16 protein-coding genes are annotated in these 14,141 nt (G+C 62.6%); 6 read left to right on the forward strand and 10 right to left on the reverse strand.

Going from position 1 to position 14,141, the window contains the following annotated elements; genetic code table 11:
• Positions 1 to 142: 142 nt before the first annotated feature.
• From ACQPXB_RS09060 to ACQPXB_RS09100, 9 genes are all read right to left on the reverse strand, one after another.
• Positions 143 to 2,083: an AAA family ATPase gene (locus ACQPXB_RS09060; protein WP_432850816.1), complete on the reverse strand. Its 1,941-nt coding sequence runs from the start codon at positions 2,081 to 2,083 to the stop codon at positions 143 to 145.
• Positions 2,080 to 2,646: a hypothetical protein gene (locus tag ACQPXB_RS09065; protein ID WP_432850818.1), complete on the reverse strand. Its 567-nt coding sequence runs from the start codon at positions 2,644 to 2,646 to the stop codon at positions 2,080 to 2,082. Before ACQPXB_RS09065 ends, ACQPXB_RS09060 begins: the two co-directional genes overlap by 4 nt.
• Positions 2,643 to 4,037, reverse strand: coding sequence for a hypothetical protein (locus ACQPXB_RS09070; RefSeq protein WP_432850820.1), 1,395 nt, complete (start codon positions 4,035 to 4,037; stop codon positions 2,643 to 2,645). Before ACQPXB_RS09070 ends, ACQPXB_RS09065 begins: the two co-directional genes overlap by 4 nt.
• 395 nt (positions 4,038 to 4,432) lie before the next feature.
• Positions 4,433 to 4,642, reverse strand: a complete 210-nt coding sequence (locus ACQPXB_RS09075) for a hypothetical protein (RefSeq protein WP_432850822.1) — start codon at positions 4,640 to 4,642, stop codon at positions 4,433 to 4,435.
• The gene (locus ACQPXB_RS09080) at positions 4,632 to 6,764 is read right to left on the reverse strand and encodes an FtsK/SpoIIIE domain-containing protein (protein WP_432856503.1); all 2,133 of its coding nucleotides are present in this window, start codon (positions 6,762 to 6,764) and stop codon (positions 4,632 to 4,634) included. The genes ACQPXB_RS09075 and ACQPXB_RS09080 overlap by 11 nt, the downstream gene beginning before the upstream one ends.
• Before the next feature lie 28 nt (positions 6,765 to 6,792).
• Positions 6,793 to 7,596 (reverse strand): hypothetical protein, encoded by an 804-nt coding sequence (locus ACQPXB_RS09085; RefSeq protein ID WP_432850824.1) that lies wholly within the window; start codon positions 7,594 to 7,596, stop codon positions 6,793 to 6,795.
• Positions 7,593 to 7,922: a hypothetical protein gene (locus tag ACQPXB_RS09090; protein ID WP_432850826.1), complete on the reverse strand. Its 330-nt coding sequence runs from the start codon at positions 7,920 to 7,922 to the stop codon at positions 7,593 to 7,595. The genes ACQPXB_RS09085 and ACQPXB_RS09090 overlap by 4 nt, the downstream gene beginning before the upstream one ends.
• Positions 7,919 to 8,251 (reverse strand): WhiB family transcriptional regulator, encoded by a 333-nt coding sequence (locus tag ACQPXB_RS09095; RefSeq protein WP_432850828.1) that lies wholly within the window; start codon positions 8,249 to 8,251, stop codon positions 7,919 to 7,921. The genes ACQPXB_RS09090 and ACQPXB_RS09095 overlap by 4 nt, the downstream gene beginning before the upstream one ends.
• Positions 8,251 to 8,442 (reverse strand): helix-turn-helix domain-containing protein, encoded by a 192-nt coding sequence (locus ACQPXB_RS09100; protein WP_432850830.1) that lies wholly within the window; start codon positions 8,440 to 8,442, stop codon positions 8,251 to 8,253. Before ACQPXB_RS09100 ends, ACQPXB_RS09095 begins: the two co-directional genes overlap by 1 nt.
• 166 nt (positions 8,443 to 8,608) lie before the next feature.
• Between ACQPXB_RS09100 and ACQPXB_RS09105 the strand changes: the two genes are divergently transcribed.
• Both ACQPXB_RS09105 and ACQPXB_RS09110 read left to right on the forward strand, forming a co-directional pair.
• The gene (locus tag ACQPXB_RS09105; protein ID WP_432850832.1) at positions 8,609 to 8,989 is read left to right on the forward strand and encodes a helix-turn-helix domain-containing protein; all 381 of its coding nucleotides are present in this window, start codon (positions 8,609 to 8,611) and stop codon (positions 8,987 to 8,989) included.
• A 167-nt stretch (positions 8,990 to 9,156) separates the two neighbouring features.
• Entirely contained in the window at positions 9,157 to 10,293 is a 1,137-nt protein-coding gene (locus tag ACQPXB_RS09110) for a tetratricopeptide repeat protein (RefSeq protein ID WP_432850834.1), read from the forward strand.
• Here the strand turns inward: ACQPXB_RS09110 and ACQPXB_RS09115 are convergent.
• Positions 10,237 to 10,827: an NUDIX hydrolase gene (locus ACQPXB_RS09115; RefSeq protein WP_432850836.1), complete on the reverse strand. Its 591-nt coding sequence runs from the start codon at positions 10,825 to 10,827 to the stop codon at positions 10,237 to 10,239. The two genes, ACQPXB_RS09110 and ACQPXB_RS09115, sit on opposite strands and share 57 nt — an antisense overlap.
• A 227-nt stretch (positions 10,828 to 11,054) precedes the next feature.
• Between ACQPXB_RS09115 and ACQPXB_RS09120 the strand changes: the two genes are divergently transcribed.
• The 4 genes from ACQPXB_RS09120 to ACQPXB_RS09135 are packed head-to-tail and all read left to right on the forward strand — an operon-like array spanning position 11,055 to position 14,139.
• A complete protein-coding gene (locus ACQPXB_RS09120) occupies positions 11,055 to 11,462 on the forward strand; it encodes a hypothetical protein (RefSeq protein WP_432850838.1) in 408 nt (135 codons plus the stop codon).
• 47 nt (positions 11,463 to 11,509) lie between these two features.
• Positions 11,510 to 12,073: a DUF3558 domain-containing protein gene (locus tag ACQPXB_RS09125; protein WP_432850840.1), complete on the forward strand. Its 564-nt coding sequence runs from the start codon at positions 11,510 to 11,512 to the stop codon at positions 12,071 to 12,073.
• Between the two features lie 35 nt (positions 12,074 to 12,108).
• Positions 12,109 to 13,347 carry a hypothetical protein gene (locus ACQPXB_RS09130; protein ID WP_432850842.1) on the forward strand — a complete coding sequence of 413 codons (1,239 nt, stop codon included), beginning with the start codon at positions 12,109 to 12,111 and terminating at the stop codon, positions 13,345 to 13,347.
• A gap of 18 nt (positions 13,348 to 13,365) precedes the next feature.
• Positions 13,366 to 14,139 carry an ESX secretion-associated protein EspG gene (locus ACQPXB_RS09135; RefSeq protein WP_432850844.1) on the forward strand — a complete coding sequence of 258 codons (774 nt, stop codon included), beginning with the start codon at positions 13,366 to 13,368 and terminating at the stop codon, positions 14,137 to 14,139.
• The last annotated feature ends 2 nt before the right edge of the window (positions 14,140 to 14,141 follow it).

The raw sequence follows: 14,141 nt of genomic DNA on the forward strand, positions 1-14,141 counted from the left end.
GGCCGTGGCCTACCTGATAAACGGCACCCACCGCAGACCGGCCACCCGATTCAGACACGTCTCAAAGAACGGCGCACGTCCAGCCAAAGTCCCGGCGGGCCTATACTCTGCAGCGAAACCGGCAGCGCAGTTTACAAAAACGCTACACCGTCGAAGTTTGGAGCTTGTCAAGCGTCACAACCCTGCTTGGGCCTGGGTGAGGTATCGTACTCACAACCGGATTCTCGTAGTCGAAATAGATTTCTTGCCATCTGCGAGAGTACTGGTCTGGCAGATCGTTGTCTGCGATGATCAATTGCACGCGATCACCATACACCTCGGCCAACGTGTCGAGGAGCCTGTAGAGGTTTGCCGCCAGATTCTCGCCATGTCCGATTGATTTCCGAGGGGTGTCTAGTATGAGAAGGCCAGGATACCCCGTTTCAGGCTCGCGAAGTGCGGTTGAAATCAACGTAACCCAGTAAGCTACAATTAGTGCAGTGCGAATTCCTCCAGTACTAATCTGATCGAAACGCATTCCGTCAGCCATCGGCAGGTAGTTCTTCTTGTCGATAGTGCCGGCCGTTACACTCGGTACACCGAGTCTCTGAAGTGTGTCGTTGTAGTCTTCTGCCATTGAGTCGACGATTTCAAACTTTTCCTTCACCTGCTTCTGAATTTCTGCTATACGAGCCTTCAAGGCGTCCCTTTGATCAGTAACAGATTTTACATTTCGCTCCAGGTCGCCGGCGCGGTCCCATAGGCGTAAAGTGTCATCAAGCGACTTTATCTCGGCCTGGGCGCGAGCAAGTGACGCGCTTAGATCAATCGCCTCCTGAAGCCGTGGGCTGACCAAATCAGCAGTCCGTGCGTCGACCAAGTTGGCAAGCTCAACTATGTGAGTATCCAGGTCGGAAATTCTACTAGTGAGACTCGCACGGTGGTGCTCGGCGGTGGTAACAAGTTGTTCTAGTTCGTCAGCCTGGACCCGCAGTTGTTCGACCTCAGAAGAAGCAAGATGACCGGCGGTAGTGCTCGACGAATCGACTTCTGGCTCCGGCTGCGTACACAGGCGACAGTGGCCGGGTTCTATGTCTCGCTCTTCGATTGATTGTGTACAGCGCGGGCAAGTGGAGAACTCAATACTCGCCAGCCTAAGAAAGGCATCACTAGTCCGCTCTAGCCTTCTAATTGATTGTCGCACTGAGGCAAGAAGGGACCTCCGATCACCAAGCGTCGTATCAAGCTCGACCAGTTGCTTGCGGGCATCTTCAGCCCGATATTGACTCGCCTCTAACAGGTCTCGAATTGGATCCACCCTATCGTCGGCCGACGATAGACCTTCCTGCAATGCCATTAGTCGAGATTGGCTATCGTTCGCTACGGATTGCAGTTCGTTCAACTTCGCCTGAGAGGCGTCTCGGCTGACAGTCTTCGAATCTTCCAGAAACTGCAGTACCGTCTTAAGATCGTTGCCAACCCTGCGCAGATTCTGCTCTGTATCTTGCAGATCGCTGCGGGCTCGAATCAGCTCCTCACTGGTCAGGCCAAATAGTATTTCAAAGGTGGTTCGACGCTTTGGCTCTAGATAGCTTTCGTTATTCCCAGCAATAGTTCGATCGATCTGCTGCTGATCAACATACAAGTACTTGTAGATATCGCTGAACGAAATTACTGCCGGGCTCTTTGTGGATTGACTTGCCTTCATCGCCGTCGCTTTCGCGTCCACAGGTAACCCGAGCTTGGCAAGGAGAAATTTTCCGATAGTCTCGCCCGCCGAGTCTTTTGACGCTACAGGGTATTCTCCGATTTGACGATGCTCCTCTAGGTCAAAAACGTCCACATTGCTCCCCGAGATCAGTCTTGTTAGACGAAGCCTATCCCCCGAAGTGGAGATCTCAACCGATGCAGAATTTATGCTTTGATCTACTACTGGACTAAGAACCGCCTTGGCTCCGAAACAGTACTTGATCAATTCAAATAACGTGCTCTTTCCTGATCCAACCGGCCCTGTGAGGACTGTTAATGGCCCGGAAAAGTTATAAGCCACAGGACCATTAATTGTATCAAGGCGGACCTTATCTATCCGGAACTTGACGCTCATCGCCTAATAACCTCTCCGTGAGCCAAGCTAACGACCTCGGGAAGATTCTCATATATCAATTCCTTTAGCTGTGACCCCGAGAATCCGCCGGCATGCTCGGCTACAGCTGTGCACCTCGCTGCGAGATCCACCCAAAGCTGATCGCCCTCCAGGCTTTTTGCAAGCGAGTTGCCACTTCGGGTTGGCCTTAAGGCCACACTTCCCTTCCGATTTTTCACGTACGAGACGAGACCCTTACCCACCAGCGCGCCGATTACTGGATAGTAGGTATGATCCCACGGGCCGTACTTGTAGCGAATCATTGGCGATTCAGCTTCTAGCTTGTCGTCGACTGTCGGAAACATTCTGGGGTCAGACTTGGAAGCACTAACAACTTTCTGCGCAAGTGCGGGATATCGAACCAGAAAGTCAAGTTTTGCGAGCTTAGTGAGCCCGTCCAGCTTGTTTGCATTTCCTGCGACTTTTGCAACCGCGCGAACTAGCAATAGAACCCGAATCTGATGATACGCAAGGTGCCGCTGTGCGTCGACGAGCGCATTCGCGTCACTTTGGTCGCCTATCATGCCGACGCCTTGTCCTCGCCAGAATCAACCGTGCGTTCGAGCAAGGCTTCCTTATTGCTCAACTGACGCTTCAGAGTTTGGATGTCGAACTTCGGTCCGAACCAGATCTTGCATCGACTAGCAAGATCACAGACGCCTCCAAGTGCAACTGTAGGATCCGAAGTAAAGTCCGCGCCGATTAGCTCGGGTGTAACCCTTTTTGAGAGCTCTCGCCACATCTGAGCACCGTATTTCACGCCGGGATCGGCACTTTCGGCTATCGACTCAGCAATTTCGCTGGCAGTATAGAGTATTCTTCGTTCAAGCGCTGCGAAGTCGATGATTTCGCCAGGAAAATCGCTTGCATGCTTCTGCCGCTCCGTTCGCCAAGCTTGAGCAAAAGTCTCAGCAGCGGCTACCGTGGTGTCGGTACAACCGCCGTCACCCAACTTCAAGGCCAACAATGTCGGCGCTGGTTCAGTCGAAATGGAATCGTACGGTTGCGGATTACTTGACACCAGCTCAATCGTGGTAAATACCGCCGACGTCGAAACTGTTCTACGACTAAGAACTCGACGCAGAACAACCTTTTCATTGGCTTTAGTTATATGTTCTACAATTTCCTGTAGATCACCCAGTGGTATGGGGCCACGGCTTCGCATCTTCGCACGAAAGATATCATGAATCGCGTTCCAGCAAGCCCGAGCAGAGGAATCTTCAAGTCCCAGCATGCGCAAAATGGGAATTACATACTTTTCAGGCGCTGCAGCTGCCATATCATGACGGTTCGGGCGGCCACCATCGATAGTCAACATCGTGATAAAATTGCGAACAGAACTCAGCATTTCATCGCACGGATCGATATCCCTGCGGGCGACATCGTCCGATGGTTTCCAGTCACCCGGGATACGAGATATCTTGTGGTGAAATGCTAGTTCTTGCGCAAACTTTCTTACGATAAGATCTAACTTTTCAGGCTTTTTGGAAGCTCGTCCACTAAGGTACTGGCATGCCGCTTGGAGTGTGGCCGGCTCCCCGTTTCCGAGTACCGCGTTTGTTACCAGCCTGCAATAGACGCCGCCGCCAAAACTTGCCCACCTTGCATAGAGGTGAGCAAGGCCACCATCGTCCGCGAGCTTTGCCCACGTCCAAGCCCCATTTGAGAGCTCGCGATGTTTAACCGAAACGAGTTCCACATGATTTCGAAGAATCACTAGGTAATCCTCGTGGTGCTCGCAGACAAGGTATGGAAGCGTAAGGTGTTCCCCATCTTCAGGCTGTTGATGATGAACCGCAACGAGCGCCAGGGCGTCGGCGGCCGCGACTGCTGCCTGCCAATCAAACAGGTCTGCAGTGGTAGCCCCTGCATCATCTGATGGAGGTGCGTCAAGCACCGTCTCAACGCGCAGCACCACTTTCCTCCGCATACCTTACGATCCAAGGCCCCGATCCTATAGGAGATGATCGATTTCGGAAGAGGTTCGTTACAGTCGGCAAGATTAAGGAGTCACCACTCGTTTGGGCTATTGCCAATCAACTTCGACTGCTTCCTACATTGGCAGCGTTGCGAAATGTATTGCAGGCACCAGTCATGCTAACGTTGAGATCGTTTATCGATATCACTTTGGGTACGATCTGGTCGAAGGTCACGTTCTGGTCTCATTCCCGTGGCGAGTCGACGACCGGACGCGGCTCACGGTGGCCCGCGCATAACAGCGGAGCCCCTTGCCAGTTGGCTCGGCGTGCTGTGAACGTTCGCGACCGAGACCCGTGCAGCGACGTCACCCCGTCACCCCTCCACGTCTCCTCATTCGGTGGTGCGCTGGTCGATCCTGCGGAGTACAACGGCAAGGGTTTCGATCTCTTCTGCCGTCATTGGTGGCCAGGTGGCGCACGTCCGTTGCCAGTACTCCAGTCCTTCTGGGTCGATCGGTTCGACGAGTGCGGCATGGTCTTCCTCTGCGTGTTCGGCTGTTGTGGGGTGTCCGTTCGTGTCGGTGGCCCGGTCAGCCGTCATCCACACCTGCCTCACTGTCTGCAGATGCTCGCGAAAGCGCACGGTCCACAGCAGCGCGGATATCAGCGGTGAGGTACCCGCGAACCCGCCTGGTCTGGTCGTTGTCCGTCTGGACGTAATCCCTGGTCGGACGACACCCCAGCTCGCCCATCTGCCTCCCAAACGCGGTCGGCTCGACTTCGAGCGCATCGACGAGCTCAGCGCTGGGAATGAACTCGCGCTCGGCGAGGTCGTCGCCGAGGAAGTCGACCACCTGCGCGAGCGGTTCAGGCAGCGTTTCCGGCTCGACAGCTTGCAGCGTGGGGCTGCCAGTGCCGAGAGCTTGTGCGACGGCTGCGCGGTCGAGCGTTGGTGTGGTGTCCTGCCCTGCTGCGTGGCCGGTGAGCGTCCCGGCCGACTCGCGCAACGCCCGGCCCTGCCGACAGATGGTCTGCCAGTCCTCGTTCGGCATGTAGTAGGTCCGGACGGTCATCGCGAGCACGTCGGCTCCGGCTGTGGTGTCGCCGTCCGGGCGCAGGATGCCGACGCCCTTGTGCGACGGTAGGAGCCGGCTGGAGTCGAATCCTCGCGTGTTCATCTGTTCGCCGAGCACAATGTTGGAGTCGCGCCAGTCCATCACCCGCAGCGCGAACCGCGAACCGAGGACGGCTCGCAGCCCGGAGGGGATCGTCTTCGAGTCCGGCCGCTGCGTGGCCAGCACCAGCACGATCCCGGCTGCGGGTCCCTTCTTGGCCAGCCAGGTCAGCAGCTCGCCGATGTACTCGCCCGCCGTCAGCTTCTTTCCCTGTACCTCGACCGGTGTCCGGTCTTCCAACGGTACTTGGACCTCATCAATGAAGAGCGCCGTGATCGGCATGTTCAACGCGCGGTCGCGGGACATTTCCGGTGTCACCTTCGATTCCGGGCACGTGAGGTCGTCGAGGTCGCGCATGCGCCGGAACCGTCCTTGAACCTCGGCGACCAGCTCAACTAGCCAGTCCACGAGGGAGAGGACGTGTTCGGGTTCGTCGCCGGACATGAACCGGTGCGCCACCTGGCTGGCGGCGTCCCAGTCCTTACCTGCCTTGAAGTCCGCCACGTACAGCCGGACCCACGCATCCAGGACCAGCCCGGCCGCGGCGAGCCGCGCGGCGAAGGTCTTGCCCTGCCGAGGGATCGCGCCGACCAGCAGAGATGTCCAGACCAGCGGTAGGTCGATCCGCCGGTCTCGCGCGTCGCGCCCGAACGGGATCGGACGCCACGCGTCCCACGCGGACACGCCGAGCAGCGGTGTCCGTAGCGGCGGCCGGGCGTAGGGGTCCTCATCCGCGACCCACATCGACACCCGCCCGGCGTGTCCGCCGTTGCCGCGCACGCGTTCCACGATGAGCTGAACCTCGTCTACGGCCAGGGCAGACGCCAGCGCGTCCCGGTTCTTCACGACGTCAACGGCCTTGCGAGTTGCGGGCAGGTCGACGGTGATGGCCCATCCGTTCCCGACGTGGGTGGCGCGTTGCACCAGGCGGAGCGTTTCGTCCTTGCCGATCAGTTTCGCGTCCCGGAACGCGTCCACCAGGACTTGCGGGTCCATGGTCCAGGTGAGCGTGCGCGGCCCGGCGAGCGCGGGTTTCCGTCCAGGGCTCCCGTCCTTGCGACGCCCCAGGATCGCCAGCGCGAACGACGCGACAGCACCGGCGATCCACAGTGGCTTGGCTCCGTACACGAGATCGAGGACCGCGACCGCCAGCACGAGGACGGCGAGCACGGCGCCGGTGACCTTCCACCGGAACAGGGTGAGTTCACGGATCTCAGTGAACTTGTCCGCGAGCTTGTCCGATTCCTCGGCGGCGGTGCGGTAGTCCCGCACCTTGACCCAACCTCGCCACCACCGCGCGCCGACGACGACACCGCGCACCACCGCGCCGAGGAACCGCCACGGTGACTTGACCATCCAGACCACGCCGTCCTTGGCGGCTTGCACGGCCTGCGGTTTGCTCTTGAGCCACAGCGGCACCCGGGGCGAGTGCTGCCACCAGCGCGCGAACCGGCGCCGCACGGTCCGGTGACGCGGCTGTGGCAATGTGTCATCGATCAACTCGCCGTCCAACACCGGCCCGACGTGCTCGACTTCGCGCGAATCCATCCGGGCCAGCTCGGCACTACCTTCCGGTTCAGTGGTCATCGCGGTCCCACTTGTCCACCTCGGCGACGAGGGCGGCCGCGAGCCGAGGCGATAGACCGCGTGAGCAGCCGGTGACCTCTCGCACCCACGCCGGGGTCACGACGACCTCGGGTGACCAGGCTCGCCGAGCGTCGGCGAGATAGTCGGCGAACCACCGCCGCTTGACTGGCTGCTCACGCCGGCGCGCGGCTGGTTCATGACCACCCGCCGGGTTCGTAGCGCTCGTGAACGCGACGTGCACGGCGTCGGTGAGCTTGTCGCGCAGATCGGTGACCGCCTCGGCGGCAACGAAGACCACCAGCGGCGGCACCGAGTGCAGCACCACCCCGGCCGGCGAACCGGCCGCCCACGATGACCAGGTGTTCATGACATAGGTGGCGGCCAGCGTCAGCCACTTCGCCGCCCGCACCCACGGTCCGGTGTAGACCTGGTATCGCGCGGTCACCTGCTCGGCTCGCAGGATCGCGAGCAGGACTAGACACACCGTCGGATCGAGCAGCCACGCCGTCAGCCACGGCAGCGAGCCGAACGCTGCCCCGGACGCGGCGAACCACTGGACGTTTGCGGTGGTGAACGCCAGGCCAAGGACGATCCCGGCCCAGCACAGCCGATCTACCTGCGTGCGGACCCGCTCGACCTGCAAGGCCACTACGTCCGGATGCGTCTGCCAACGCCGGACGTCGGCTGCCTCGGCCGCATCGTCGGCCAGCCGCTGCGCTCGACTCGGCGCGGCCGGGGCGGGCAGCCGCCGGGCGGCGGCCACTCCTTTCGGCTTCTGATCGGTCGTGGTCATCGGCGACCACCACCCCGGCGCGTGGCGCCCAGTGACGTGACTGTCAGGGCACGCGTCAGGACGTGCGCGGCGATCAGGTCCGGCAGACCGAGCACGACGAGCAGCAGCGTCGGATTACCCGGATGCGTGATCACCAGCCACTGAACGCCCATGAACGCCGCGCCCGTGAACAGCACCCGCCCGGCGAGCGACACCGCCCGGGCGCCGGTCCGCGCCGCATCGGCGGCCCGGCGCGCCTTCCGCGCGCCGAAGCGCCACACCACGAACAGTGCGAACAGGACACCCGCTCCGGCGAGGATCTGTGTCGGCGTGAGGGTGAGCGTCATCGCGCCTCACCTCCCCGGCGGCGCAGCCACAACGGGTAGAGCGCGCGCCGGTCGGTGTCCGGCAGCGCACCCCAGACACCGAGCGTGTCCGCCCCGGCGGTGCGGAGGTCGAGTTCAAGGCACTCGTCGATCACCGGGCATCCCGAGCACAACCGGGCGGCCAACTCCCTATCTGGCGGGTCGTCGCCGGTCAATTCGGGCATGCCCGCCCGGTCGAACGCCCAGAAACACAGACCGTCCCTGGTCACCACATTCGCGAGCACGTCGTTCGGCACGTCGGCGTACCGGTCGAGCCGAGCGGCCATCTCCGCGTAGTCGTGTTCGGTCATCACGCACCCCCGTTGAGCACGCGCCGCAGCTCGGCAGCGGGGATGACGAGTCGAGCGCGACGCCGTTCGGCGCGCATCTCTCCGACCCGGATTGCACGATGGATCGAGTTGGGGTCGACACCGAGAATCCACGCGGCGTCGGTCGTCGAGTAGAACGCCGGTCCATTGGCGTCCGGAATGTTCTTGTGCATGGGTGAGGCCTTTCGATCGATGGAGCTGATTTGATTGCACTATTTGAGCTGATTTAGTCGCACTTAGGCATGGGAATGCCCCGGGTGCGTGACGCGGGCTTGATCTCGGGCCGCGGAATCCCGTCGAGCGCTAATGTCGGCGCTGAGGCGGACCACGGAGGAATGGGTGTCGGAAGACTGGGCGGCGGTCGCGAAGACCATCAACGAGCGCGTGCAGGCGCTCGGGTGGAAGCAGCGCGAGCTGGCCGAACGCTCGCAGGTTTCCCAGGCGATCGTCCGGGAAATTCAGAACCACACCGTGGAGCGCAAGCGCAGCGACCGCACGCTTGAAGCGTTGTCCTTGGCGCTCGGGCTGCACCCACAACACCTGCTGGCCGTGCTGCACGGCCGCATTCCGCCGGCCCCGGGCCAGCCCCGGGAAGACATGGAGGATGCGGTAACGGCACGGCTGGCGGTGATCGAGCGTCGGCTCTCCGAGATCACCGAACACCTTGCAGAGCTGAGGGCCGACCTCGCTGTTGTGCTGAGCCGCCGGGACGAGCAATAGGCGTCCGATGGTCAATGGCGTGGGCTGGATTTGCTGGTTTCCGTCTGCGTTCATGCCTCAAGGAAACGGCAGTGAGACGCCTCTCCGCAGGTGGCTGAAGTTAACGACGGATCCATTAAGTTCGATTAACCACGCAGGTCAAAGCGGTTATCCCGGACGCGTGGCCGATGGCTGAAACGCGACTCCAGGCCGTGCGCAGGCAGCTCGGGTACAAGGCGGACGAGGTCATCAAGATGCTGCTCCGCCGCGCCGACGCGCTTGCTGTGCCCGTCATGTCGGCGACAAGTCTCAAGGTCAAGGTGTCGCGGTGGGAAAACGGGCACGAGGCCGTCAGCCAGCCGTACCGGCGCCTCTTCCGCGACGTGTACGGCCGCACCAACGAAGAACTCGGATTCGAGCCAGAAGAAACCGATGACGAGGCCGAGGAGCTGGTGTCCCGGCTGGCGCTCGCCCGGTCGGTCGACGCTGAGTCGGTTGACATCTTCCGGCGCCAGGTCGACCAGGCGCGGCACGTTGATCGAAGGCTCGGCGGGGTGCCGCTGCTCGACCAGTTGCGCAGCAACATCGATCAGCTTCAGCGTCTGCTCGGCTTCAGCACACTGCGCGGACAACGCCACGCGTTGGCAGTGGTGCTGACCGAGGCCTCGGCCTTGGCGGGTTGGGAAGCGCTCGACCGCAATGCGATCCGGCAGGCGTGGGAGCACCACGAAACTGCCAAGTCAGCGGCCCGCGAGGCAGAGTCGCCGATCCTGCTCGCCCATTCGACTGCGCAGCAGGCGTTCATCCTGCTCGACCTCGGCGAGGTCGAGGCGGCCGTCGGACAACTCTCGGAAGCACGCGCTCTGGCCGAGCGGGCGGCACCACCGCTGCTGCGGTCATGGATGGCGGCCGCGCACGGCGAAGGCCTCGCCGCAGCAGGCCGACGCGATGAGGCGTTACGCGCGTTCGACGCGGCAGGCACGCTTCTGCCGACCGATCCCGTGGACCCGGCGTTGCCGTTTCTCTTCCTGGGTGGAGCGCATCTCGACCGGTGGCGCGGCAACGCGTTGAGCAAGCTCGGCGAATCAGATGCCATCCAGCATCTCACCGACGCGTTACCGCACTTGCCACCGGACTTCGTTCGCGCCAGGACGGGAATGCTGGTCGACCTGGCGTTCGCCTACGCAGCAGCGGGCGACCGGGACGCGGCGCTCGCCCACGCGCGGCAGGCACGGCGGGTGGCTATGCAGATCAAGTCCGATCGGCAGCTACGACGTCTCAGCGGTCTGATCCTGCCCGGCAGCAGTGCCCCCGGTGCCGCGTGAGGCGATGTAGTAGAGCAGCGGTACCAAGGCTCCCGCGCCGAGGATTTCCTTCCGCAGCGCCAGTTCTGGAATCCGGGTGAGGGGAACCCACTCCAGCCGCCCGACTTCCTCGGTATCCGTCGGTTCGCCGACCTTCTCTGCCTTGCGCCACAGGTACACGTCGGTCTGCGCGGTCACCTGCCCGGGCAGCGGCTCGAAGCCGATCAGGTGCTCGGCCTCGCCGAGGGGCTGATAGCCGCTCTCTTCCCGGATCTCACGCGCTGCCGTCACTTCGGGTTCTTCGCCGTCCTCGACCAGGCCGCCGAGCAGTTCGTAGCCCCATTGGTCCGTGGCGAACCGGTAGCGCCACAGCATGAGCACCCGATCTTGCTCGTCCACGATCAAGCCGATGGCGATGGGGGCGAGGTGCACCACGTGGTACTCCCACCGCTCACCGTTCGGTGCCTGTACGTCGGTCAGGCCCAGCCGGACCCACTTGTTGTCGTAGACGGTCCGCTCACCGAAGGTCTTCCATGCTCCATGCTCGTCAGCCACGCCCAGCACCCTACGGGGCCGGCAACGTCCGTTCCACGTCCATCCGATGGACGTGGAACGCGTCCGTTGGATGCCTCCGTCCGACCGTCGCGTAGACCTAAATGGCCAGCTCAGACCATGTGCGGCCGCTCACTGGAGTGATCTCCGGCGTTCTACGGACAGTTTGTTGCCGATTGGCTACTATCGGTGCGATAGAGGTGCCCACAGTGTTCAGGGGAGGCTGCAAGGTGGCTGGGCAGGAGCAGGCGGCGGTCAACGCTGCCAAGTTCGTCGTGGCCGGCGGAGGGGGCGGCGGCGCTTCTGGTGGTTCGGCTAGCGGTGCCTTCGCGCTAGACAGGGACGCCATGACCACTGAGCTTGGGAACCTTCAGAAGCTCAAGGATCGGATCGACAAGCAGCAGGAAGTGTGTCGGCCGATGTGGTCGATCGAGTCGCCAGGGAAGGATCCGGCGTCGCTGCGCAACACGGACGCGTCTAACAAGTCCGGACTCGCCTACCGTGACTTCCTCTCACAGCAGAGCCGATTTGTCGGAGTGATCATCGGCAAGATCGAGACGGCGCTTGGGATGCACACTGCCAACGACGAGCAAGCCGCCCATTCCGTCACTATCCAGGGTGATGGGGGCCGTTTCTGATGTTGTCGGTGTCGAGGTTCTGCGCGGCGATCGCTGGCGTGGCTGCCATGGGTGTCGTTGCCGCGTGCTCGGGTACGACAGGAGGAGCGGTGACGCCTAAGCCGAGCACCGCTGCTCCCTCGTCGAGTGCCGGGCCGCAAGTTCCGACAATCGCCAACCCGTTGCCAGCATCGCTGATCCAGGGTGATCCATGCATGGCGCTCACTCCTACGCAGGTCGGTAGCCTGTTCTCGGGCACGCCCACGCGTGACCCCGCAGCGAAGGACACTGGCGTAGCTAAGGCTTGCTTCTGGAGCGATGTCCAACGTGGCTCACACGTGGGTATTCAGCTTGTCTACGCATGGAAGCACGGACTCGCGGACGTTTACGCGAAGAAGGACCAGGGATTCTTTAAGGAGTTGGCGCCCGTCCAAGGTTATCCGGTGGTGGCGTACGGGCCGTCGGACGAGCGTCCGGACGGGCGATGTGGCGTCGCAGTTGGGATTTCGGACGACGCGGCGTTCGAGGCCGATGCCCAGGTAGCCACCTCCGCAGTTGGCACGGGGGATCCGTGTGAGGACGCGCGGAAGGTGGCGGATCTTGCGGTCACCACGTTGAAGGGGGACGCGTGATGGCGTCGGGTCCGGCTGGTGTGGTGCAGGCGTGGATGGAGCAGCAGCAGGCTCAGGGAAAGATGATCTTGCCTGGTGAGCTGGTGCGTCGGGTCCGGGGTGGTGCTGGTTTGGCCAGCCTTGGCGAGGCTCAGCACATCAGCATGTCCCAAGCCTCCGAGCAACAAGGAATCGAGGCGGACACGCGGGCGATCGTGTCCCGGTTGGAGTCAGCATGGTCCGGGCAGAGTGGTGACGCGGCCCGGGGCGGACTCCAGCCACTGGCGAATGTGGCTACCGCGTCTTCGACAGCGTTGGGCACGGGCCAGAACACGTTGACGGATCAGGCTCACGCCTTCCAGTCCACTCGGGACTCGCTTCAGGAGGTGTCGGACTCGCCGCCGGAACGGGGGCTGGTCGATGTCGTGACACCGTGGGACACCGACGTTGAGGACCAGATCAACTCGCGTAACGCCGCGATCCAGCAGAACAACCAGATCTACCAAGGCTTTACGTCCACCAGTGACGGCCACGCGCAGAGGATGCCGACTGACTACGGCCAGATGTCCGACCCGCAAGGCGACTTCACGGTGGGCAACCCTTCTGCCGCAACGAATCAGAATGCAACGAGCGCGCAGCATTCCACGTTCCAGCCACGGGGTTCTTCCGGTGGTATCGACGGTGGGGTCTCGCAGCCGGGTCAGTACGGCGCCCCGGTGACCTCGCCGTACAGCGGCGGCTCCGGTTCGTCGAACCACGCGCAGCTTCCGGCCGCTCAGACGCCTGGCGGAGATGGCACCAATACAGCCGGTTTCGTCCCGTCCACAGACTCGACGGCTGGTGGGCTCCGGGGTGGCGGTGACGCGACACGGTTCACTCCGGGCGGCCCGGGTGGCGGCTCATCGTCGTATGGCCCGGGCACTGGCCCCGGATTCGGTAGTCCCGGATTTGGCGGTGGCTTCACGAGCGGTGGTCCCGGTTCGGGGGAATCGGGCGCTGGTGGTCGCGGCGCGGGGATGCCCGGGGCAGGTTCGCGTTCCGGCGGTCTCGCCGGGCCAGGGCGGTCGACGGGCGCGGGCCGGCTCGGCCCGATGGAGGAGCCGCCTGCTGGACGGGGCGGGACCGGGGCTGCTGGTTCTCGCGGCGCGAACGGTATGCCGATGGGTGCCGGGGGCGGCAAAGGCAACAAGGAAGAGGACAAGGAAAAGAAGTCCGCCTCCTATTTGCTGGAACCGGACCCGAACGCGCTGTTCGGTTACGACGGCAAGGCCACCCCACCCGTGATCGGCAAGTAGTTACCTTCGGACGTCGACATGTTCATGGACGAGCCGGTGACGGTGCCGCGCGTGGCGCTGGCCAGGGCGTGGCAATGGGAGAATGTAGGTCCGGCACATCCTGTGCTGGGCGTTGTGGAGTGGTGGCTCGAAGACGATGTGTCAGGCCAGTTCGACGAGCTGATCCGGCAGGCACTTGCCGAACCCGGGTTCTACGATTTGCGCCGCAAACGTCTCACCGGCGAGTTCCGGGACGTGTTGTGGGGTGTTTCCACTGCCGATACCGAGTGCTATCGCATCTCCAGCGATCGCAGCGGGCGCAAGTCGGCCGCGCTGGCTATCGTCACCGGCCGATCGGGGCTGCTGTTCACTGTGGACGATGACCAGGTGACGCTGGCGAGGATCTCGACCGGCCGAGTCTGCCAGGCCGCCGTCGGCACACTGCCCGACGTGCGCCCGGCCGGCCTCACTGAGATCACCGTGCGGCGATCGGAGTTCAGGTCGAGCCGGGTCGCCGACTCGTACGACTTGGACGTGACGAGCGACTACACCGCGCCCGACCCGGTTGAGCGGCTTCGCGCGCTGATGGCTGCCCCGCGCAGTGCCGTGCATCAGTTCTACGTGGCCAACAGGACCGATGGGGTGCGGTCGTCGAGTCTTCCGCTGACCGTGGTGGACACGATCAGCGAGGGGCGTGTTCTGACAGTTCTCCAGGACGGCCCCGATGGCGAGGACGTGATCACCTGTGGTCCCGGGAGCGCCGACTACATCAGCGGGACCTTGGACAACACGATGCGCGGCCTGCAAGCCTGACG

Origin of the sequence: Amycolatopsis sp. CA-161197 (assembly GCF_050942255.1) — a bacterium.
Taxonomy (GTDB): Bacteria; Actinomycetota; Actinomycetes; order Mycobacteriales; family Pseudonocardiaceae; genus Amycolatopsis.

Coding starts and splice junctions, on each gene's coding strand:
- ACQPXB_RS09060 (WP_432850816.1), bottom strand. CDS start 2,083: ATGAGCGTCAAGTTCCGGATAGATAAGGTCCGCCTTGATACAATTAAT.
- ACQPXB_RS09065 (WP_432850818.1), bottom strand. CDS start 2,646: ATGATAGGCGACCAAAGTGACGCGAATGCGCTCGTCGACGCACAGCGG.
- ACQPXB_RS09075 (WP_432850822.1), bottom strand. CDS start 4,642: ATGACGGCTGACCGGGCCACCGACACGAACGGACACCCCACAACAGCC.
- ACQPXB_RS09080 (WP_432856503.1), bottom strand. CDS start 6,764: ATGGATTCGCGCGAAGTCGAGCACGTCGGGCCGGTGTTGGACGGCGAG.
- ACQPXB_RS09085 (WP_432850824.1), bottom strand. CDS start 7,596: ATGACCACGACCGATCAGAAGCCGAAAGGAGTGGCCGCCGCCCGGCGG.
- ACQPXB_RS09090 (WP_432850826.1), bottom strand. CDS start 7,922: ATGACGCTCACCCTCACGCCGACACAGATCCTCGCCGGAGCGGGTGTC.
- ACQPXB_RS09095 (WP_432850828.1), bottom strand. CDS start 8,251: ATGACCGAACACGACTACGCGGAGATGGCCGCTCGGCTCGACCGGTAC.
- ACQPXB_RS09100 (WP_432850830.1), bottom strand. CDS start 8,442: ATGCACAAGAACATTCCGGACGCCAATGGACCGGCGTTCTACTCGACG.
- ACQPXB_RS09110 (WP_432850834.1), top strand. CDS start 9,157: ATGGCTGAAACGCGACTCCAGGCCGTGCGCAGGCAGCTCGGGTACAAG.
- ACQPXB_RS09125 (WP_432850840.1), top strand. CDS start 11,510: ATGGGTGTCGTTGCCGCGTGCTCGGGTACGACAGGAGGAGCGGTGACG.
- ACQPXB_RS09130 (WP_432850842.1), top strand. CDS start 12,109: ATGGAGCAGCAGCAGGCTCAGGGAAAGATGATCTTGCCTGGTGAGCTG.
- ACQPXB_RS09135 (WP_432850844.1), top strand. CDS start 13,366: ATGTTCATGGACGAGCCGGTGACGGTGCCGCGCGTGGCGCTGGCCAGG.